The sequence below is a fragment of the Kitasatospora sp. NPDC057936 genome (genome assembly GCF_042887525.1).
GTDB lineage: Bacteria > Actinomycetota > Actinomycetes > Streptomycetales > Streptomycetaceae > Kitasatospora.
On record NZ_JBHVPD010000012.1, the window covers coordinates 18165 to 39022 of the forward strand.

Genomic DNA, 20858 nt, shown 5'->3' on the forward strand with positions numbered 1-20858 from the left:
TTGGTTGTACCTCGATCCGGCGTGCCGCTCGCGCCGCGGCTTGGGATTGGTTTCGCGGTACTGTGGGTGCCGGTTCCGGTGGTGGTGCCGGCTGGGCTTCAGGGGCGCTTGACCTGCGTGTTTTTGGGGGAGTGACACATGGCCGTCAGTCTCGACAAGGTCGAGCGGAGTGCACCTGCGCTGGTGAGCCTCTACAAGACGGCCGACGCCTCGGTGGAGCGGCGCGGGCTCAGCGGTCAGCGCGTCGCGGTGTACCTGGTGATCGACTACTCCGGTTCGATGAGGCCCTTTTACAAGGACGGCAGTGTCCAGGCGCTCGCCGACCGGGTCCTGGGACTGTCGGCCAATCTGGACGACGACGGGAGCGTGCCGGTCCTCTTCTTCTCCACCGAGGTCGACGCCCAGACCGAGATCACCTTGGAGGACCACGAGGGCCGGATCGACCGGATCGTGGCCGGCCTTGGCCACATGGGCAAGACCAGTTACCACGTGGCGATGGACGCGGTGGTCCGGCACTACCGCGAGAGCGGTGCCACGGCCCCGGCCCTCGTCCTGTTCCAGACGGACGGCGGGCCGATCAACAAGGGCGCGGCGGAAGCACGCCTGTGCGAGGCGGCGAAGCTGCCGATCTTCTGGCAGTTCATCGGCTTCGGCGACCCGGACAGCAGGCAGTTCGACTTCCTGCGGAAGCTTGACGAGTTGGCGGTCCCGGAGAAGCGGCCCATCGACAACGCCGGTTTCTTCCATCTGGGGCGTGATCCACAGGGGATCTCCGACGCGAAGCTGTACGACCTGATGCTCGCCGAGTTCCCCAGCTGGCTCGCGGCCGCCCGGGCCCAGGGCATTGCGCCGGAGGGTCCGGAGCCGCAGGCAACGGCTGCTCCACGCGCCGAGCGCCCGGGGACCCTGCCCGAAAGCCGGGAGCGCCAGGGCCTCTGGGCAGGTCTGACCAAGTGGCTGGGAAGGTGACGCCGCACCGGCCGGCGGCGTGAGCCCGGGTTTGCGGATCGCCCACGCCCACCTGCACGGTCCCGAAGTCCTGGCGCAGACACCGCGGAGCAAGTAACTCGCCGGTAATTGCTGTCGGGGATCTTGGCGATGACGGTCGGCCATGCCCTCGACCTCTCAGTCTCCAAGATCCCCGACCTCGTCACCCGCGATCAGCTCTGCGTCTCCTCGCGGCGTCCGACAGCGGCCGCATCGGGTACGACGAGCAGCTTGCCGGTGGTACGCCGAGCCTCCAGATCGCGGTGGGCCTGGGCGGCCTCGGACAATGCGTAGCGGCCCGTTACGGTGACCTCAAGCGCCTTGGAGCGCACCCACTCGAACACATCGGCGGCCCGTCGGAGCAGTTCGGACCGATCGGCGATGTAGTGCCCGAGGCTGGGCCGGATCAGGGTCAGCGAACCGCCGTGGGCGAGCCGAATCGGATCGAACGGCGGCACGGCACCACTTGCCGCGCCGAAGAGCACGAGATGGCCGCGGGTTCGCAGGCTGGCGAGGCTCGCATCGAAGGTGTGCGCGCCGACGCCGTCGAAGACGACCGGCAGTCCCTGACCGCCGTTGAGCCGCCTCACCTCGGCTGCGAGATCGTCGACTGCGGAGGAAAGGATCACCTCGGCGGCCCCGGCACGCTTCGCCAGCTCGGCCTTCGCCGTGGTCGACGTCGTGCCGATCACCCTGCCGCCGAGTTGGGTGATGAGCTGGGTCAAAAGCAGCCCCATGCCGCCGGCAGCCGCATGCACGAGCACCGTGTCGCCCCCCTGAACCGGGTAGGCGTCCTTGACGAGATAGTGCGCGGTCATGCCTTGGAGGAGCACGGCGGCGGCTGTCTCGAAGCCGATGTCGTCGGGCAGCGGCACCAGCCGGGAGGAGTCCACGACGGCCCGCTCGGCATACGTGCCGGGAATCTCCACCCAACCGACCCGGTCCCCGACCGCGACGTCAGTGACGCCGGGTCCGACTTCGACGACCGTGCCGGCGCCCTCGGCGCCCGGGGTGAAGGGCAGCGGGACGCTGTACCGGCCTTCGCGGTGGTAGACGTCGAGGAAGTTGACCCCGGATGCGGCGACCTCCACGACCGCTTGGCCCGGGCCCGGCGTCGGTTGATCAATATCGACCAGTCGCAGCACCTCGGGACCGCCCACTTCGGACATCTGAATCGCTCGCATGACCCCTCCTGAAACGGGAAACTTCCCTCACCAACTCCACTCGTGGCGATCCTATTTCCACTCGCGGTGAGGTGTCGTAGCCGTCACGTTCAGGTCAGCGACATGAAGCCGGCCGTGCCGCGGCATCTGCCCTGGAGCCCGAGGCTGCGGCCGAGCATCGTTCAGCGTGCCGGCTCAGGAGGCTCGGTGGGCCTGTCGAAGGAGGTATTCCCGTTCATCAACTGCCAGCGCTCAGACCGCCGTCTGAAGACGTTTGATGAACGCTAGGACTTCGGGGCCTGCGCGCCGAGCGTGGACGCACGCGCGGAGAGATCGTGATCCGCATCTGAAGCGGGGCGCGGCATGGATGGGTCGGTCCGCCTGACGGCGGTGGCGGCGGCCGGCTCCGCCGCGGGGGTGGTCAGATCAGGAGCAGGGTCTTGCCCAGGGCGGTTCGGCTTTCGATCGCGGCGTGCGCGTCCGCGGCGTGCTCCAGCGGGAAGGTCTGTCCGATGACCGGCCGGACCCGGCCCGCGACCGCTTCTGCCATCACCTGTTCGGCCCACCGGTGCATCCGCGGCCGGAACCCGTAGAGCTGCTCGATTCCGATCACCTCGACTCCGCGCCTCTGCGCTTCCGCGGGCTCGATCACCGTCACCTGACCGCTGGAGGCGCCGTGCACGGAGAACCGGCCGTGGCGGGCCGTCACCTCGAACGCGGCCCGGCCGATCTCCCCGCCCACGCCGTCGAACACGACGTCGGCTCCCGCGCCGCCGGTCGCCCGGAGGACCTGCTCGGTCCAGTCCGGTGCGGAGTAGTCGACCGCGGCCTCGGCCCCCAGGCTGCGGATCAGGTCGAGCTTCCGTGCCCCGCGGGCGATCCCGATGACCCTGGCCCCGGCTGCCCGAGCCAACTGGACCAGCAGGCTGCCGACGCCGCCGGCCGCCGCCTCGACCAGCACCCACTCCCCGGCAGCGATCCGCGCCCCCTCGACGAGGCCCGTCGCGGTGCTGCCGTCCGTGTGCAAGGCTGCGGCCTCGCGCGGGCCCAGCCCTTCGGGTACCGGGATCAGGCTCTCCGCATCGGCCGCCACCCGCTCGGCGAAGGCACCCGTCGCCCCGGCGTCGGCCAGAACGAGGCGGCCGATCCAGCTCGGATCCGTTCCTTCCCCGGTCGCGCTCACCCGGCCGGCCACCATGCCGCCCGGTACGTACGGCAGGTCGGGTCTGGCGTGCCACCGGTCGACGCCGCGGCGGATCTGCGTCTCGACGAACGTGATGCCCACGACGGACACCTCGACCATCACCTGGCCCGGTCCGACGACCGGCTCCGGTGCCTCGCCCGGAACCAGAACCTCCGGGCCCCCGAAACGCACCGCCTGCACCGCTCGCATGCTGATCACTCTCCTGTCCGGATGACTACGACTCCGACAACGCGGATTTCCTCGACCACGACCGAGGTTCGGCCCCGGTGAAGTTCATGGCCCCAAGGTAGAAGCTCAAGCCGACTTTAGGTCAAGCGCCGGAGTGCGGGACGAAATCCGCGACCCACGCGGGTGTCCACCTCCCTTCATGGCTCTCAAATAGCCGACTGGGAAGTGTTGTTGCTGCGTCGTGCCACCCGTTCGGCGCCTGCGGCCGTGTGTTCGGCCTCCGGATAGACTTCGAAATCCCCGGCCCCCGTGGCACGCACGAAGAGGGTCGAGAGTCCGTCCGTCCGTTGGCGGCCACTTCAGTACCTCGGCGCGATCCCGCGCGGCCACGCCGCGAATCGCGTGCCGCAAGGCGAGCAGAGAGTAGGCATTCGTGAATCACCCTCAGACCGCTTTGTCCGGCGGACTGCTGGTCGTCGGCAGCGCCGCCGCTGTCGACGCTCCTGGAGCGGGTTTGTGTGCCGTCCGTTACGACGGCACCGGCGCCATGAGCCTCGTCCGGATATTGCCGCTGGACCACCCCTCCTATGCGGCTGTCGATCCGATGCACGGGGTCGTCCACGCCGTCCTGGAACGGGCGGTTGGAGGGGTCGTGTCCCTCCGGGTAGATCCCGACACCGGGTTCCAGGGGCCGCCTTTCGTCGCCGCCAGTGGTGGCGCGGGCCCCTGCCACGTCGCGGTCCACCCCAGTGGTTCGCACGTCTTCGCGGCCCACTACGGCGATGGCGCCCTCTCGGTCGTTCCCATCGGCGCCGACGGCATGGTCGCTGCTGCCGGGCCGGTGCAGATCCTCCGGCATCCGGGCCGGGAGGCGTCCGGGGATTTGCTCACGGCCCCGCACGCCCACATGGCGGCTCCCTCGCCGGACGGGCGGTTCCTGCTTTGCACCGATCTCGGTACCGACCGGGTCTACGTCTACGCCTTCGATCCGGACAGCGGCCTGCTCAGCGCCCACCGGACGGTGCAAATGCCGGCGGGCAGAGGCCCCCGGCACCTCGTGTTCCATCCGTCGGGCCGGTACGCCTACGTTCTGAACGAACTCTCCTCGACCCTCACCGTCTGCACCTGGGACGGGCTCTCCGGCCGCCTCGAACCGGTTGCCGAGGTCGAGACCCGACAGGATCCGGGCGCGCCGAACGCCAACTCCGCCGCCGCGGTCCGGCTGTCCGGGGACGGCCGCTTCCTCTACACGACCAACCGAGGCGACGACGCGATCGCGATCCACGCCGTCCACGACGACGGCGCGTCCGTGGAACTGCTCACCGCCGTTCCCTGTGGCGGCACTTGGCCGCGTGACATCGCACTCACCCCTGACGGCCTTCTCCTCTTCTGCGCCAATCAGCGCTCCGGTACGGTCACGGCCTTCCATCGCGACCCGTCCAGCGGCCGCCTGAGCCCGGCGGGGGAGTCCCTGGTGATCACCGAGCCCACGTCCGTCCTGCCGATCGGCGGCTGAGCGGAGGACGCGGGAGGTGCCTGGTGCGGGTGGGACGCGGGGTGCTCCTCAGGACAGGGCGGCCAGCGCCTGCGCGGCGAGCATCTGCTCCAGGGCCAACAGGGCGCGCGGGGTGTGCCGGGTGTCGATGCGGACGGCGTAGATGAAGCGGGTCAGCTCCGGGTCGGCGAGGGGGCGCGCCACGACCCGGGTGCTGCCGCGGGGGAGGGCCAGCTGCGGCATGACGGCGACGCACAGGCCCGCGGCCACGAAGCCGAGCACGGTGTTGAAGTCGTCGCCCTCGTACTCCAGGCGGGCCTGGAAGCCCGGTGTCTTGGCCATCTGGGCGAGCAGTTCCAGGCGCAGCGCCGCCTCCGGAGCGGCTATCCACGTCTCGGAGGCGAGGGTCGCCAGGTCGATGACGTCCCGGTCGGCGAGGTGGTGGTCGGCCGGGACCACCGCCACGACCGGGTCCCGCGCGATCAGCGTCCGGCGCAGTGTCCGTGGCGCCGGCAGGGGGATGAAGTCGTAGTCGTAGCTGAGGGCCAGGTCCATGTCCCCGCGCTTGAGCCGGTTGTAGCTCGCGTCGGGCTCCAGTTGGGAGAGGCTGACCTGCACATCGGGGTACGTCGTGTGGAGCTGTGCGAGCGCTTGCGGGACGATGCCGGTGGCGGCGGAGGCGAACGCGCCGAGCCGGATCCGTCCGGCCGTGCCCGCGCGCATGGCGTCGAGTTCCACGGACGCCGCTGCCAGCGCGCTCCGGACGCGCTGTTCGGCGTCGAGGAGGACCTCGCCGGCCGGGGTGGCGCGCACGGGTCGGCGTTCCAGCACTCTGAGGCCCGTGCGGCGTTCGAGTTCGGCGACCTGTTGGGAGACGGCGGGCGCGCTGTAGCCGAGCTCGCGTGCGGCGGCGTTGAAGGAGCCGTGGCGGACGACGGCTTCGAGGGTGGCGAGCAGGCGGGGGTCGAGGCTCTGCACGGGGTTAAGGCTCACTTATCTGTCGCGAAGACGTCTTTTCTTGTGCTTAAGGGTGAATGGCAGCAGGATTCTTGCTCGCGGCCCGGATGCGCAAGTGCCGGACGCGCAGGCGCCGTATGCACACGTGTCCGCGTCCGGGTCCGCAGCGAACCCTTCTCCCGTCGTCGGGCGCGTCCGTGCGCCCGCAGCGCCGTGCATCCCGTTCTCCGCCGTCCGCCCGTACCCGCGTCGGGCAGGCGGGCGGCGGAGGAGGCGGCCGTCGACGATCGATTCCCAGGCCCTGAAAGGAAGTGGTATGCCCAAGCCACTTGTCGGACTCACCACCTACCTCACCGACGCCCAGTGGGGAGAGTGGGAGTTGCCCGCCGTGCTCCTGCCCGCGGCGTACGCCAGCGCCGTGCAGGCCGCGGGCGGCCGCGCGGTCCTGCTGCCGCCGGATGCTCCCGAGGCCGCGGCCGACGTCGTCGCGCGACTGGACGCGCTCGTCCTCGCCGGCGGTGAGGACCTCGATCCCGCCCTCTACGGAGCGGAACCGCACCCGCGCTCGGGTGCGCCGGTCCGTGAACGCGACCGGTGGGAACTGGCCGTCCTGGCCGCCGGTCTCGCGCGGGACATCCCGGTGCTCGGGGTCTGCCGGGGGATGCAGTTGATGAACGTGCACGCGGGCGGGACATTGGTCCAGCACCTGCCCGACAAGGTGGGGCACGACGGCCACAACGTGCACCCGGGCCACTTCGGCTCGCACGCCGTCACCACCGTCCCGCGCACCCGCGTCGGGGCGCTCCTGCCGGGAACGATCCAGGTCGCCACGCACCACCACCAGGCGGTGGAGCGGCTCGGGGCCGGTCTGGCGGTGGCGGCCCACGCCGCGGACGGAACGGTGGAGGCGGTGGAGAGCACCCGGCACCGCTTCGCCGTCGGCGTGCAGTGGCACCCGGAGATGGCCTTCGATTCGGCGGTGGTGTACGCCCTGGTGGCCGCGGCGCGGTCCAGCGCGGACGCTCGTCCGAGCCGGGCAGAAGATCGGCCGGCGGGCGATCGGGGAGCGGGCAATCGGGGGGCACGCGCCGCGCGGGCGACGGCGCTTGCCGTCGGTCCGGCGCCGACCCCTTGACACCGCTCGGCCACAACCCTCAGGATCGGCCCGTGAACCTGTCAGACAGCCAGACAGCAGGATCGGCCCCCCGCCGCGTGAGCGCGATGGAAGCGGTGTTCGGCCACCTGCGCGGCGCCATCGAGCGCGGCGAGTACGCCGTCGGGGACAAGCTCCCCTCCGAAGCGGAGCTGTGCCGCACCCTGGAGGTCAGCCGGCCCGTGCTGCGGGAGGCCCTCCGCGCCCTCCAGACCATGGGCCTGACCGTCTCCAAGACCGGCAAGGGCACCTTCGTCGTGGCGAACACGGTCGAGGACCCCACGTTCGGCGACTACGCGGCCAGCGACCTCCTGGAGGTGCGCCGGCACGTCGAGATCCCGGTCGCCGGCTACGCGGCGCTGCGCCGCACCCCGGAGGACCTGGACCACCTGGCGCACCTGCTCGACCGGATGGAGCGGGAGACAGACACCACCGCGTGGGTCGCGCTGGACACGGTCTTCCACCTGGCGGTGGCCGAGGCCTCCCGCAACCCGGTCTTCCGCCGGGTGATCGAGGAGATCCGTGACGCACTGGCGCGTCAGTCCACCTTCCTCAACGAACTCGGCGGCCGGCGCGAGCAGTCGAACTGCGAACACCGGGCGATCGTCGAGGCACTGGTCGACGGTTCCGAGCCCGACGCGGTCGCGGCGATGTCCCACCACCTCCACCGCGTCGAGGCGACCCTCACCGACATCGTGCGCCCCGGGCGCGCGGACACTCCCACGGAAGGCAGATCCGAGGCGTGAGCGAGCAGTTCCTCAAGGACGAGAAGCGCCCCACGACCCGTCACGTCGACGCCGGTGACACCGGCTACAGCAAGTCCCTGAAGCCCCGGCACGTCAACATGATCGCCATCGGCGGTGCCATCGGCACCGGCCTGTTCCTCGGCGCGGGCGGACGGCTCGCCGACGCCGGGCCCTCCCTGTTCGTCGCGTACGCCGTCTGCGGCGTCTTCGCCTTCCTCGTCGTGCGCGCGCTCGGCGAGCTCGTCCTGTACCGCCCGTCCTCCGGGGCCTTCGTGTCGTACGCCCGGGAGTTCCTGGGGGAGAAGGGCGCGTACACCGCGGGCTGGATGTACTTCCTCAACTGGGCGACCACCGGCATCGCCGACATCACCGCCGTCGCCACGTACACCCACTACTGGCACCTCTTCTCCAGCGTCCCGCAGTGGGTGATCGCGCTCATAGCCCTGGCCGTGGTGCTGACCGTGAACCTCATCTCGGTGCGGATCTTCGGCGAACTGGAGTTCTGGTTCGCCATCGTCAAGGTCGGCGCGCTGCTGGTGTTCATGGGCATCGCGATCTACCTGCTGGTCACCCGGCACCCGGTCGACGGCGCCGTCCCCGGGCCGTCCCTGATCACCGGCAACGGCGGGATCTTCCCCAACGGCCTGATGCCGATGCTGCTGATCATCCAGGGCGTCGTCTTCGCCTACGCCTCGGTGGAACTCGTCGGCGTGACGGCCGGGGAGACCGAGAACCCCGAGAAGATCATGCCGAAGGCGATCAACTCGATCATGTGGCGCGTCGGCCTGTTCTACGTCGGTTCGGTGCTCCTCCTGTCGATGCTGCTGCCCTGGAACAGGTACAGCTCGGGCCAGAGCCCGTTCGTGACCGTGCTCTCCCACATCGGCGTCCCGGCGGCCGGCGGCGTGATGAACCTGGTGGTCCTCACCGCGGCCATGTCCTCGCTCAACTCCGGCCTCTACTCCACCGGTCGCATCCTGCGCTCCATGGCCGTGAGCGGCTCGGCCCCCAGGTTCACCGCCCGCATGAGCCGCACCCAGGTGCCGTACGGCGGCATCCTGCTGACCAGCGGCATGTGCGTCCTCGGCGTCGGCCTCAACTTCGTGGTCCCCGCCGACGCGTTCGAGATCGTGCTGAACTTCGCGGCGATCGGCATCCTCGCCACCTGGGGCATGATCATGGTCTGCCACTACCTCTTCTGGCGCAAGACCCGCCAGGGCGAACTGACCCGGCCCGGCTACCGCCTGCCCGGCTCGCCGTGGACCGAGCTCGTGACGCTGGCCTTCCTCGTCTCCGTCCTGGTCCTCATGTACGCCGACGGCGGCGCCGGGCGCACCACCGTGCTGTGCCTGCCGCTGATCGCCGGAGCGCTGGTCGCCGGCTGGTACGCGATCCGCGGACGGATCGCGCGCGCTGCCGCCGACTCCGACAGCTGAACCAGGCATCCAGGCAAGGAATCTGACGGCCCGTCATGCCATCGTCGCGGGCCGCCACCCGTCGGCACACCGCTCAGCAGCACCTCCACCACCGAACGAGGACGTCATGTTCAGCAGTCCCCTCGCGGACGCGCCCGCGATCCGCGAGCCCCGCCACGTGCCCGTCGCCCACGTCACCCGGGGCGCAGTGGTCGAGGGCACCCACCACGGCTCCGTCGTCGTCCTCGGCGGCGACGGCGGGGTCCGGTTCCGGCTCGGCGACATCGAGGCCGCCTGCTACCCGCGCTCGGCCCTCAAGCCGGTCCAGGCCGTCGCCATGGTCCGGGCGGGGCTGCCGCTCGACGGCGAACTGCTCGCCCTCGCCATGGGCAGCCACTCCGGCGAGGAGCGCCACCTCGCCGGAGCCCGGCGGATCCTGGACCTCGCCGGCCTCTCCGAGGACGACCTGCGCAACGTGCCGGACCTGCCGTACGACCCGGCCGTGCGCGACACCTGGCTCCGGGAGGGCCGCCCGCCCTCCCGGCTCGCCCAGAACTGCTCGGGCAAGCACGCCGCGATGCTCTACCTCTGCAAGCTCAACGGCTGGCCGCCGGAGGACTACGACGATCCCACCCACCCGCTCCAACGGGTGATCGCCGCGACCGTCGAAGAGCTCACCGGTCAACGCATCGCGCACGTCACCGTGGACGGCTGCGGCACCCCGCTGTTCGCGGTCTCCCTGCACGGCCTCGCGCGCGCCGCCGCCCGCATCGCCACCGGCACGCGCGGCACGCCCGAGTCCCGGGTGGCGGGCGCGCTGCGCGCGCACCCGGAGATGGCCTCCGGCGCCGGACGGGACGTGGCCGCGCTGATGCGCGCGGTGCCCGGACTGCTGGCCAAGGACGGCTTCGAGGGCGTCCAGGTCGCCGCGCTGCCGGACGGTCGGGCCGTCGCCGTGAAGATCGCCGACGGCGCGAACCGGGCACGCGTCCCGGTGGCAGCGGCCGCGCTGGCCCTGGCGGGAGTCGACCCGCGGTTGCTCACCGGGTTCGCCGGGGAGCCGGCGACCGGCGGGGGCCGGCCCGTCGGCGGTGTCCGGCCGGTGGCCGCGCTGGACCCGTCGGCCCTGCTCGCCCCCGCGTGACCCGACCCGCCATTCCCTGAAGAAGAGGACCCGCACACCCATGACCGCCGCCACCCGCAGTGAACACGACCTGCTCGGAGACCGCGACGTCCCCGCCGACGCCTACTGGGGCGTCCACACGCTGCGCGCCACCGAGAACTTCCCCATCACGGGCACGCCCATCTCCGCTTACCCGCACCTGATCGACGCCCTCGCCGCCGTCAAGGAGGCCGCCGCCCTCGCCAACGAGGAACTTGGCCTCCTGGAGCCCGCGAAGGCCGGGGCGATCGTCGCCGCCTGCCGCGAGATCCGGGCTGGCGAGCTGCATGACCAGTTCGTCGTCGACGTCATCCAGGGCGGCGCCGGCACCTCGACCAACATGAACGCCAACGAGGTCGTGGCCAACCGGGCGCTGGAGCTGCTGGGGCACGCCAAGGGCGAGTACCGCCACCTGCACCCCAACGAGCACGTCAACCTCGGCCAGTCCACCAACGACGTCTACCCGACCGCCGTCCGGATCGCGACCGTGTTCGCCGTGCGCGGCCTGCTCGACGCGATGGCCGTCCTCCAGGACGCCTTCGCCCGCAAGGCCGTCGAGTTCCGCGACGTCCTGAAGATGGGCCGCACGCAGCTGCAGGACGCCGTGCCGATGACGCTCGGGCAGGAGTTCTCGACGTTCGCGGTCATGCTCGACGAGGACCGCAGCCGGCTCGCGGAGGCCGTCGAGCTGATCCACGAGATCAACCTCGGCGCCACCGCGATCGGCACGGGCCTCAACGCGCCCGCCGGATACGCCGAGTCCGCCCGCCGCCACCTCGCCGACCTCACCGGGCTGCCCCTCGTCACCGCGGCCAACCTGGTCGAGGCCACGCAGGACTGCGGCGCGTTCGTCCAGATGTCCGGCGTGCTCAAGCGCATCGCCGTCAAGCTGTCGAAGACCTGCAACGACCTGCGACTGCTGTCCTCGGGGCCGCGCGCGGGCCTCGGCGAGATCAACCTGCCGCCGGTGCAGGCCGGTTCGAGCATCATGCCCGGCAAGGTGAACCCGGTCATCCCCGAGGTCGTCAACCAGGTCGCCTTCGAGGTGATCGGCAACGACGTCGCCATCACGATGGCCGCCGAGGGCGGGCAGCTCCAGCTCAACGCCTTCGAACCGATCATCCTGCACTCGCTGTCCGAGTCGATCACCCACCTGCGGGCGGCCTGCCTCACCCTCGCCGAGCGCTGCGTCGTCGGCATCACCGCCAACACCGAGGTGCTGCGCGCGACCGTCGAGAACTCCATCGGCCTGGTGACCGCTCTCAACCCGCACATCGGGTACACGGCGGCGACCGACATCGCCAAGGAGGCCCTCGCCAGCGGCCGGGGCGTGGCCGAGCTCGTCCTGGAGAAGGGACTGCTCCCGGCCGAGAGGCTCAGCGCGCTGCTGCGGCCCGAGGTGATCGCGGGCAGCGGCCTGCCCGTGGCCTGACGGCGGACGCGGCAGGTGGCCGAACGACGCGCCGCCGCACCGGGGTTCCGGTGCGGCGGCGCATCGTGCGCCCATCGTTCGAGCGGGCGCCGTGGTCGTGCCTGCGCACGGTGAGGGTCGGAGCGCGGCCTCCGGATGCTCCTTCGGCCCGGGGCCCGGGAGGAGCGTGGACCCGCACGCGCGTCGGCGGATCGCTGCGAGGGCGGGTCGTGTCCTCCGAGGGCGGTTCCGTGTCCGCCGAGGGCCGGCCCTCACCGTGCCGGGGCGAAGCCTCCCCCGACGGACGCGGAACCGCCCGCCGACTGGGCGTCCACCCGGTAGCTGTCGTTCGCGGAACTGCGGACGCCGGTGGCGTGGTTGTACTGGCCCGCGAACTCGTGCTGGCCGGCGGGCACGGTACGGCCGGGTTTGAGGACCCAGCGGTAGACCAGTGCGCCGCCGGACTCCTGGGCGGTGACGGTGAAGTCGTCGCTCGGCAGGGTCCGCCAGTTGCCGGTGTCGCGCACGTCGCCGGTCTGCGCGATGCGCAGCTCGACGGTGAGCGAGGTGAGCGGTTGGGCGGTCCTGAGGGTCAGGTTGTCCTGGCCCCAGTAGACGGTGCTGTGCGCGTCGATCGATCCCTCCGACCACAGCGGCCCGTTCTGGGCGCGGCTGCTCGCGGACGGGGTCGGGCGCGGACTGGCCGGGGCGCTGGTGGCCGGTGCCGGTGCCGGTGCCGGTGCTTGAGCCGGAGCCGTGGCGGCAGGTGGGGCCGACGGCGTCGGCGACGGCGTGACCGCCGGCGAGGGGGCCGAGGGCGCGGTCGTCGTGGTGTCCGACGGGGGTTGGGTCCGGACGATGCTCGCCACGGCGAAACCGCCGGTGGCCAGGATGCCGGCGGTGGCGAGGCCGGCGAGCGCGGCCTTGGGCCATGACCGCAGGCCCGACCGCGCGCGGTGACGGGCGGCGGGGCCGGCCGCGCCGCGCTGCACCCGGGCCAGCATCCGCGCGCGGTCGGGCTGGTGGGCCTCGGCGGCCTCGCGCAGCTGCCGGGCGATGTGCTCGTTCACCGGTTCCTCCTTCCTGTCGCCAGTTCGCCGACCGCTCGCGCGCCGAGCAGCTGTTGCAGCTCGGCCATTCCCTTCGAGCTCTGACTCTTCACCGTACCGACCGATATGCCGAGCGCCGCCGCGGTGTCCTTCTCCGAGAGGTCGAAGGCGTGGCGCAGCACCACGCAGGCCCGCTTGCGGAACGGCAGCCGGGCGAGCGCCGCGCGGACGTCCAGCACGGCTGCCACGTCCGGTCCGTCGGCCTTCTCCGGGCTGCGGGTCCAGAACAGCAGGACCCGGCGCCGCTCGCGGACCGCGCTGCGGATCCGTGCGCGCGCCATGTTGGCGACCACCCCGCGGGCGTACGCGAGCGGGTGGTCGGCGGCGCGGAGCCGGTCCCAGCGTTGCCACAGGGCGATCAAGGCGTCCGCGGCGAGGTCGTCGGCGGCGTCCGTCTCACCGGTCAGGAGGTGGGCGAGACGGGCGAGTTCGGCGTAGTGGCGTTCGAAGAAGTCGTGGAACTCCGCGGACGCGTCATCGAGGAGCATGTCCCCCGGTCGCCCTCTCCCTGCAATGTGAGCGTTAACAATCGGCATGAGCGTAGCAGTGCCCGTTTCCCGGACGCGGCGGTGGTCGCCCCGGAGGGGCGTCCCCGACGGCTGACGGGCGAGCAGTGCGGTCAATGCCGGGCGAACTGGACTTGGGTCGGCTGGGCGACGTCCGGCCTCACAGCGATCCCGTCGACGGTGAGCTGCTCCCCGTAGATGTCGGTGATCCTGAGAGCGCCGCCGCACCCGCTGCCGTCCGGGGAGAGGAAGTAGTTGTAGTCGGTGCGGGACAGCTGCCGCCAGCCGCCGCCGGTCCTGACCTCCAGGGCCGCCACCGGGTTCCGGTGGCCGATCACCTGGATCCCGCACCACCACTGGCTTGATCCGGTCTTGTACCGGATCGACATCGTGGCGGGTGCCGTGCCGGGGCTCAGCAGCGTCCAGGTGATCGGGAGGCGGCCCACCGACAGGTCCGCGAGCTTGGCGAAGGCCTCGTGGCTCAGGTCGAGCTGCCCGGGTGCGCAGGGCAGGGGGCAGTCATTGACGATCCGCACCGTGATGCTCGTCCCGTTGGCCGCGCGCACGAGCACGTACGCCCCGCACGCGCCGGACGTCTCGTAGTCGGTGTGGTTTATCGCCGCGATCATGAGGTCGCCGGACGGGCCGAACGAGCAGGCGCCGTTGCCGTCGGCGGCGTCGTAGGACGTCGCGACGCCCTGGTAGCTCGCCCCGGGCTTGACCCGTCCGGCCAGGGATGCGGCGGCCGCCGTTGCGGTGCGGGGACTGCCGGCGGCCGACGGCGAGGGGGAGGTCGTGGTGACGGACGGCCGCGGCGAGGCAGTGGCCGACGGCGAAGGGGTGCCGGTGGCCGAGGGCGAGGGTGCGGGGCTGGTGACCGTCGGCACCGCCGTCGAGGGCGTGGTGGTGGCCGGGACGGCGGCGCCCGGCGGGGTGTCGGCCGGGGTGCTCGGCTCGGTGGCCGCGACGGACGCGCCGGCGGGTATCCCGGCGTCGACGACGACGCCCCCGCCGTCCGGCAGGAGTGCGAGGGTCAGGCACACCAGTGCACCGACCGCGATCACTGCCAACGGTATGCCCAGGGCCAGCCGACGGCTGCGGATCGACAGCGGGGCGGCGTGCTTCGTTGCTTTCATTCCCGTCCATTCGGTAGATCGACTCGGCGTCGCACCCACCAGTGGGCACCGGGGACGGAAAGGTTGCCGTGCGGGAGCAATTATTTTTCGGCGCGGGGCACGCTCAGCCCGACGCCCGGACGACCAGCCGGGTGGGGAGTACGACCGACTCGCCGCGTTCCGGGTGCCGCAGCAGCAACTCCATGGCACGGGAACCGAGTTCCTCCACCGGCTGGCGGACCGTGGTCAGCCCCGGCCGGCACCGCGCCGCGAGGGGGGCGTCGTCGAAGCCGATCAGCGCCACGTCCTCGGGCACCCGCAGGCCGTGCCGCCGCAAGGTCCTGAGGGCCCCCGCGGCCATCTGGTCGGAGGCGGCGAACACCGCGTTCAATTCGGGGCGCTGGTCCAGCAGCCGCTGCATCGCGTGCTCGCCGGAGGCGCTGCTGAAGTCGCCGTACGCCACGGCGGGCCGCATCGCGGCCATCGCGGCCATCGCCTGGTGGTAGCCGGTCAGCCGGTCCGCTCCGGCGGCGGTGTCCGGTGGCCCGGCGATGGTGGCCACCGAGCGGCGACCGGACGCGCACAGTCGCCGCACCGCGTCCCTCGCGCCGACGAGGTTGTCCGCGTCGACGAACGCCACCGCGCCCGGCTCCGGCGGCCTGCCCAGCGACACCACGGGCACCCTGGCCGCGTGCAGCAGCCGGGTGAGCGCGGTGTCCCCCCAGGGCCCGACCAGCAGCACGCCGTCGACATGGCCGCCGCACAGGTAGCGCACCAGCGGCGGCCGCCGGGAGCGCCTGGGCACCGTGAAAACGGCCAGCTCCCGCTCGGCGCCCGGGAGGGAGCGCCGCAGCCCGGCCAGCAGACGTACGGGGAAGGCGTCCGCGTGGTACTGCAACGGATCCGCGAACACCACGATGGCGACGACACCGGTCTCCCGGGTCCTGGCCGCCCGCCGGCGGACGTACGCCAACTCGCGCGCTGCGCGTTCCACCCGGGCCGCCACCTCCGAGGAGACCCGGGCGGAACGGTTCAGCACCCGGGAGGCGGTGGCGGTGGAGACGCCGGCGCGACGGGCGACCTCGGCCAGCGTCGGAGCGGGATCGTCATCGTGAATGGGCTCGGGCATGGGGGGCCGTCCTGGATCGGTCCTCGACACGGGAACTGCACCCCCGGACCTGCCGCCCACTCCGGGCCACCGCCCCTGCCAGCTTGGTCGGTTGAACGACCAGCGTCAAGGGATCCGACACCGTCACGCGCAGGGGTCGGGCAGCGCGCCCCGGCGGATCACCTCCGCGTACCACCGGGCACTGTCCTTGGCGGTCCGGGCCTGCGTGGCGTAGTCCACGTAGTACAGGCCGAACCGTTTGCCGTAGCCGTACGCCCACTCGAAGTTGTCCATCAGCGACCAGAGGAAGTAGCCCCGCACGTCCGCGCCGGCGGCGATCGCCCGCCGGACGGCGTCGAGGTGGCCGCGCAGGTAGTCGATGCGCTGCGGGTCGTGCACCGCGCCCTCCGGTGTCGGCCGGTCGTCGAAGGCCGCACCGTTCTCGGTCACCATCAACGGCAGCCCGGGGTGTTCGCGGTGGAGGCGCAGCAGCAGGTCGGACAGGCCGGTCGGGTCGATCGGCCAGCCCATGGCGGTGCGCCGGCCGGGCGCGTGGTGGAAGAGCACGTCGGCACAGCCGGCGAAGGGGGACTGGGCGCCGTCGCCGTGGCCGGCGTCGCTCGCGGCTGCGGAGTCCGGGGCCTTCCCGTCGGGCAGGGCCGAAGCCACCGCGGGGGTGTAGTAGTTGACGCCCAGCAGGTCGATCGGCCGGGCGATCGTGGCCAGGTCGCCGTCGTGGACCAGCGCCGGCCAGTCGACCAGGTGTCCCGTGTCGGCGAGCAGGTCCTCGGGGTAGCCGCCCTTCAGCATCGGTCCGGTGAAGACGCGGTTGCCCACCGCGTCGACCCGCCGGGCGGCCTCGCGGTCCGCGGCGGACTCCGTGAGTGGCCGCACCTCGTGCAGGTTGAGCGACACGGCGATCCGCGCCTCCCGGGGCAGTGCCGTGCGCAGCGCCTCGACCGCGAGGCCGTGGCCGAGGTTGAGGTGGTGGGCCGCGCGCAGGGCGGCCGACCAGTCGGCGCGGCCCGGGGCGTGCACCCCTGAGCCGTAGCCGAGGAAGGCCGAGCACCAGGGTTCGTTGAGGGTGGTCCAGAGGTTCACCCGGTCTCCGAGCGCGTCCGCCACCAGCGCGGCGTAGTCCGCGAAGCGCTCCGCGGTGGCGCGGGCGGGCCAGCCCCCGGCGTCCTCCAACTCCTGTGGCAGGTCCCAGTGGTAGAGCGTGACGGCCGGCTCGATGCCGTGTTCCAGCAGCTCGTCCACCAGGCGCCGGTAGAAGTCCAGGCCCCGTTCGACGGCCGGCCCGCGTCCGGTCGGCTGCACCCGGGGCCAGGACACCGAGAACCGGTAGGCGCCCAGGCCCAGTTCGCTCATCAGCCGGACGTCCTGCCGGTAGCGGTGGTAGTGCTCGGTGGCGCGGTCGCCGGTGTCACCGCCGGCCGTCCGCCCCGGGGTCCGGCTGAAGGTGTCCCAGATCGAGGGTGTCCGCCCGTCCACGTCGACGGCCCCCTCGATCTGGTACGCGGCCGTTGCCGCTCCCCAGAGGAAGCCGGCGGGGAAGGCGCGGACGGAGGTATCGGCCGGAGCTGACTCGGGCCGTGCGGCAGTCATGACTGTGTTCTCCGTTTCGGTGGGAGTGGGCGTCAGTTCTTGACCGCGCCCGCGGTGATGCCGCCGACGACCTGCCTGCCCAGGACGGCGAACACCAGCAGGAGCGGTGCGGTCCCGAGCAGCGAGCCGGTGAGGATGACGGCCTGGTCGGAGTCGTACGATCCGCCGCCGAGGCCGGCCAGCGCGACCTGGACGGTGGGATTGCTCTGGCTCAGCGCGATCAGCGGCCAGAAGAAGTCGTTCCAGGACTGGACGAAGACCAGCATGCCGAGCACGGCCATCCCGGGCCGGGCGATGGGCAGCACCACGCTCCACAGGATCCGCAGGCTGCTCGCGCCGTCCACCCGGGCCGCCTCGACCAGTTCGACCGGCAAGGCCTCCGACAGGAACTGCCGCATGAAGAACACGCCGAACGCGGCCACCAGATTCGGCAGGATCACCGACTGCAGGCGGTCGGTCCAGTGCAGCCGCGCCATGATCTGGTACAGCGGGATGACGCTCAGCTGGGCGGGCACGGTCATCGTCGCCACCACCAGGCTCAGCAGGGCGTTGCGGCCCCGGAACGGCAGCCTGGCGAAGGCGAAGCCGGCCAGCGTCGCGAACAGCACCGTGCTCGCGGTCACGCAGCCCGCGACCACGACCGAGTTGAGCAGCGCCCGGCCCATGTGGACCTGGTTCCACGCGATGTCGAGGTTGTGCCACAGGCTCCCGCCTGGCAGCAGCGGCGGCGGGGTCTGCGCGATCCGGGCGCCGGAGGTCGAGGCGCCGACCAGGGTCCAGTACAGCGGGAAGAGGGAGAGGACGGCGACGACGATCAGCACCGCGTACGTGAGCGGTCCGGCTCCGGTCAGGCCGCGTGCTCCCGCACGCCGCCGCTGGTTGACGGCCATCGGCGCTCAACCCCCGTTCCGGGCGCGGCGGATGCGGACCAGGGCGAGGTTGAGCGCGCCGATGGCCAGCAGGATCAGCAGCATCGTCCAGGCCACGGCGGCGGCCCGGCCGAGGTGGAAGGCGTACCAGCCCTGGTCGTACAGGTACAGCCCGAGGGTCTGGTACTGGTGGGCCGAACCGCCGCTGTGGCCGGTCGCTCCGCCGCCGAACAGCAGCGGCTCGCCGAAGAGCTGGGTGGCCCCGATACCGGAGACCACGACGGTGAACAGGATGGTGGGCCGGATGGACGGCACCGTGACGTGCCGGAACTGCTGCCACCGGCCGGCGCCGTCGAGCGCGGCCGCCTCGTACAGGTCGTGCGGGACGGCCTGCATGGCGGCGAGGTAGATCAGGGCGTTGTAGCCGGTCCAGCGCCAGGTGACGATCGTGGAGACGGCGATCTGGGAGCTCCAGGTGCCGCCCTCCCAGTCGACGCGCCCCAGGCCCAGGTGGCCCAGCAGCCAGTTGATCATCCCGTAGTCCCGCCCGAACAGCAGCGTGAACACCAGGGTGGCCGCCGCGATCGAGGTCGCGTAGGGCGCGAGCATCGCGATCCGGAAGAAGCCCCGGCCGCGCAGGCGGTAGTTGAGGAGGTGCGCCAGGCCGAGGGCCATCAGCAGCTGCGGAACGGTGGACAGCACGCCGATGGTGACGGTGTTGCGCAGGGCGTTCCGGAACAGGTCGTCGTGGAGCAGCCGGGTGTAGTTGCCGAAGCCGCGCCACTGCATCCGGTCGGGCGTCTGGAGGTCGACGCCGTGCAGCGACACCCAGCCCGTGTAGACCAGCGGGAACAGGCCGAACGCCACGAAGCAGACGAAGAACGGCGCGACGTACAGGTAGGGCGAGGCCTTCAGGTCCCACCGGTAGAGCCGGGCGCGCCAGGGGCTGGGCCGTGGGGGAGCGGGGCGTGGCGTGCCCCGGGAGGTGGCCGGGGCGGCCTCGTCGAGCATGGTGGTGACCTCTCTGGGGGAGCGGACCGGGCGAAGGGCGGGAAGCCGGCCGTCAGTCGCCGACCTTGTCGTCGATCTCCTTGACCGCGTTGCTCCACGCCTTGGCGGGGTCGCTCTGGTGCTGCTCGATGCTGAGCAGGGCGCCGTTGGTGAGGGTGTCCTTGACCAGGCCGTCCCACTCGCCGATCACGGTCGGCCGGATGGACTGCGCGGTGGCGGCGTAGATCTGCCCGGTGGGCGTGTCGCCGAAGAAGTCGAGCCTGGCGTTCTGCACCTCCGGCCGGCTCAGCGCCCCGGAGGTGGAGGGCAGGTTGCCGACCGTCGTGAAGACCCTGGCCTGCTGCGCGGGTGCGGTGAGCCAGGCGGCGAGCGCCTCGGCCTCCTTCCGGTGCTTCCCGGCCTTCGGCACGGTGAGGAAGGAGCCGCCCCAGTTGCCGGGGGCCGGGGCGCCGGCGATGTCCCACTTGCCCTTGTTGGCGCTCCCGGACTTGTCGGCGACGATGGCCGTCATCCAGGACGGGCAGGCGACCGTGGCGAACCCGGAGTTGGCGAACGCCTGGTACCACGGTGTGTCGAACTGCTTGAGCCCGGCGCTGATCCCGGCCTGGACCGCACCGGTGGCCAGGGCCCAGGCGCTCTTGACGCTGGGACTGTTCTTGTAGTCCAGGCGGCCGCCTCCGTCGTCGTACTGCGTGGTGCTGGAGGACACCACGGCGTTGAACAGGCCGCCGGCGGAGTCGGTGAAGAAGGTGCCGGCGGGCGCCTTGGCCTGGTACTGCTTGCCGGTCTCGACGAACTTGGCCCAGTCGCCCTGCCAGAGCCTGGCCACCTCTTCGCGGTCGGTGGGCAGCCCGGCCTGCTGGAACAGGTCCTTGCGGTAGCAGATCGCCATCGGACCGATGTCGGTGCCCAGGCCGATCGTGCGGCCGTCCGCCGTGGTGGCCTGCTGCGACTTCCAGGGCAGGAAGGCGTTCTTGTCGACCCCGTCCGCCTTGCCGAGGTCGACGAACCGGTCCGCCTGCTTCTTCACCACCTGGGCGATCCGGCCGACCTCGATCGCCTGGATGTCGTCCAGGCCGCTGCCGGAGGCGAGGTGGGTCTGCAGGGCGGGGTAGTAGTCGGTCTCCTGCTCGACGGTGTGCTCCACGATGGTGATGCCGGGATGCTCCCGCATGTAGGCGTCGAACAGGCCGGCCTGCTTGTAGCCGAACGTGCCGTAGTCGCCGACGGTCAGGGTGATCTCGGCGCCGGAGGCCCCGGTGCCGGTCGAGCCGGAACCCGCGCTGTCGCAGCCGGCGACCAGTACGGCGCTCAGGGCCACGGCCACGGCGATCGGCAGCGGCTTGCGTACGGGGACGATGGCGGCTGCTCTGCCGCCGCGAGTGGTGCCGGGGTTCCGCATGGCCGAATCTCCTTGTCCAGGCTGGTCCATGGCTGCGCCGCGCACGTGTGGCGGCCGGAGGTGCTCGGAGCTGAGTGCGAACGCTGGGTGGGAACGGTGGTGCGAGCGGTGGTGTGCGCGATGGTCCGCACAGGGTGGGAGCGCTCCCACCGCGATGTGGGAAGATTGCTTCGCCGCGCGAGGCGTGTCAAGGGCGTGCATCGGCTCCGTTACCGGACCGTGTCGTCCGACCGTCCTCGCCGCGGTCGCCGTCGTCCGTCGTCCGCCGG

At 71.9% G+C, this 20858-nt stretch carries 18 protein-coding genes; 7 read left to right on the forward strand and 11 right to left on the reverse strand.

Going from position 1 to position 20858, the window contains the following annotated elements; all coding sequences use genetic code 11:
• Window positions 1-138 precede the first annotated feature (138 nt).
• Complete coding sequence (locus ACFVU9_RS09200) at window positions 139-969, forward strand: vWA domain-containing protein (protein WP_380438332.1); 831 nt, start codon at window positions 139-141, stop codon at window positions 967-969.
• A 191-nt stretch (window positions 970-1160) separates the two neighbouring features.
• Here the strand turns inward: ACFVU9_RS09200 and ACFVU9_RS09205 are convergent, their stop codons facing one another.
• Window positions 1161-2171: a quinone oxidoreductase family protein gene (locus ACFVU9_RS09205; protein ID WP_387591494.1), complete on the reverse strand. Its 1011-nt coding sequence runs from the start codon at window positions 2169-2171 to the stop codon at window positions 1161-1163.
• 400 nt (window positions 2172-2571) lie between these two features.
• Window positions 2572-3543, reverse strand: coding sequence for a zinc-binding dehydrogenase (locus ACFVU9_RS09210; RefSeq protein WP_387591497.1), 972 nt, complete (start codon window positions 3541-3543; stop codon window positions 2572-2574).
• A gap of 412 nt (window positions 3544-3955) precedes the next feature.
• Here ACFVU9_RS09210 and ACFVU9_RS09215 point away from each other — a divergent pair, with 412 nt between their 5' ends.
• Window positions 3956-5038 carry a lactonase family protein gene (locus ACFVU9_RS09215; RefSeq protein WP_387591500.1) on the forward strand — a complete coding sequence of 361 codons (1083 nt, stop codon included), beginning with the start codon at window positions 3956-3958 and terminating at the stop codon, window positions 5036-5038.
• A 48-nt stretch (window positions 5039-5086) separates the two neighbouring features.
• Here ACFVU9_RS09215 and ACFVU9_RS09220 read toward each other — a convergent pair whose 3' ends face one another.
• On the reverse strand, window positions 5087-5995 hold the full coding sequence (locus ACFVU9_RS09220) for a LysR substrate-binding domain-containing protein (protein ID WP_387591503.1): 909 nt from the start codon (window positions 5993-5995) through the stop codon (window positions 5087-5089).
• A gap of 295 nt (window positions 5996-6290) precedes the next feature.
• On the opposite strand from ACFVU9_RS09220, the gene ACFVU9_RS09225 reads away from it, so the two are divergent.
• The 5 genes from ACFVU9_RS09225 to aspA all read left to right on the forward strand — a co-directional run bounded on the left by ACFVU9_RS09225 (window position 6291) and on the right by aspA (window position 11882).
• Window positions 6291-7109, forward strand: a complete 819-nt coding sequence (locus ACFVU9_RS09225) for a gamma-glutamyl-gamma-aminobutyrate hydrolase family protein (protein ID WP_387591506.1) — start codon at window positions 6291-6293, stop codon at window positions 7107-7109.
• A gap of 86 nt (window positions 7110-7195) precedes the next feature.
• Entirely contained in the window at window positions 7196-7873 is a 678-nt protein-coding gene (locus tag ACFVU9_RS09230) for a FadR/GntR family transcriptional regulator (protein ID WP_380438452.1), read from the forward strand.
• The gene (locus ACFVU9_RS09235) at window positions 7870-9309 is read left to right on the forward strand and encodes an amino acid permease (protein WP_387591509.1); all 1440 of its coding nucleotides are present in this window, start codon (window positions 7870-7872) and stop codon (window positions 9307-9309) included. The genes ACFVU9_RS09230 and ACFVU9_RS09235 overlap by 4 nt, the downstream gene beginning before the upstream one ends.
• Window positions 9310-9415: 106 nt before the next feature.
• Window positions 9416-10432: an asparaginase gene (locus ACFVU9_RS09240; protein ID WP_380490281.1), complete on the forward strand. Its 1017-nt coding sequence runs from the start codon at window positions 9416-9418 to the stop codon at window positions 10430-10432.
• A 40-nt stretch (window positions 10433-10472) separates the two neighbouring features.
• Window positions 10473-11882, forward strand: coding sequence for an aspartate ammonia-lyase (aspA, locus tag ACFVU9_RS09245; RefSeq protein WP_387591512.1), 1410 nt, complete (start codon window positions 10473-10475; stop codon window positions 11880-11882).
• Window positions 11883-12133: 251 nt separating this feature from the next.
• Here aspA and ACFVU9_RS09250 read toward each other — a convergent pair whose 3' ends face one another.
• The 8 genes from ACFVU9_RS09250 to ACFVU9_RS09285 form a co-directional block, all read right to left on the reverse strand.
• Window positions 12134-12931, reverse strand: a complete 798-nt coding sequence (locus tag ACFVU9_RS09250; RefSeq protein WP_387591515.1) for a hypothetical protein — start codon at window positions 12929-12931, stop codon at window positions 12134-12136.
• Window positions 12928-13458 (reverse strand): SigE family RNA polymerase sigma factor, encoded by a 531-nt coding sequence (locus ACFVU9_RS09255; protein ID WP_387591518.1) that lies wholly within the window; start codon window positions 13456-13458, stop codon window positions 12928-12930. Before ACFVU9_RS09255 ends, ACFVU9_RS09250 begins: the two co-directional genes overlap by 4 nt.
• Before the next feature lie 131 nt (window positions 13459-13589).
• The gene (locus tag ACFVU9_RS09260) at window positions 13590-14612 is read right to left on the reverse strand and encodes an expansin EXLX1 family cellulose-binding protein (RefSeq protein WP_387591521.1); all 1023 of its coding nucleotides are present in this window, start codon (window positions 14610-14612) and stop codon (window positions 13590-13592) included.
• A gap of 103 nt (window positions 14613-14715) precedes the next feature.
• Window positions 14716-15720 carry a LacI family DNA-binding transcriptional regulator gene (locus ACFVU9_RS09265; protein WP_380438354.1) on the reverse strand — a complete coding sequence of 335 codons (1005 nt, stop codon included), beginning with the start codon at window positions 15718-15720 and terminating at the stop codon, window positions 14716-14718.
• Between the two features lie 123 nt (window positions 15721-15843).
• Entirely contained in the window at window positions 15844-17307 is a 1464-nt protein-coding gene (locus ACFVU9_RS09270; protein WP_387591525.1) for a glycoside hydrolase family 1 protein, read from the reverse strand.
• Between the two features lie 32 nt (window positions 17308-17339).
• Entirely contained in the window at window positions 17340-18197 is an 858-nt protein-coding gene (locus ACFVU9_RS09275; protein WP_387591527.1) for a carbohydrate ABC transporter permease, read from the reverse strand.
• A 6-nt stretch (window positions 18198-18203) separates the two neighbouring features.
• The gene (locus ACFVU9_RS09280) at window positions 18204-19187 is read right to left on the reverse strand and encodes a carbohydrate ABC transporter permease (RefSeq protein ID WP_387591529.1); all 984 of its coding nucleotides are present in this window, start codon (window positions 19185-19187) and stop codon (window positions 18204-18206) included.
• Between the two features lie 52 nt (window positions 19188-19239).
• Window positions 19240-20589, reverse strand: coding sequence for an ABC transporter substrate-binding protein (locus tag ACFVU9_RS09285; protein ID WP_387591531.1), 1350 nt, complete (start codon window positions 20587-20589; stop codon window positions 19240-19242).
• Window positions 20590-20858: the final 269 nt, after the last annotated feature.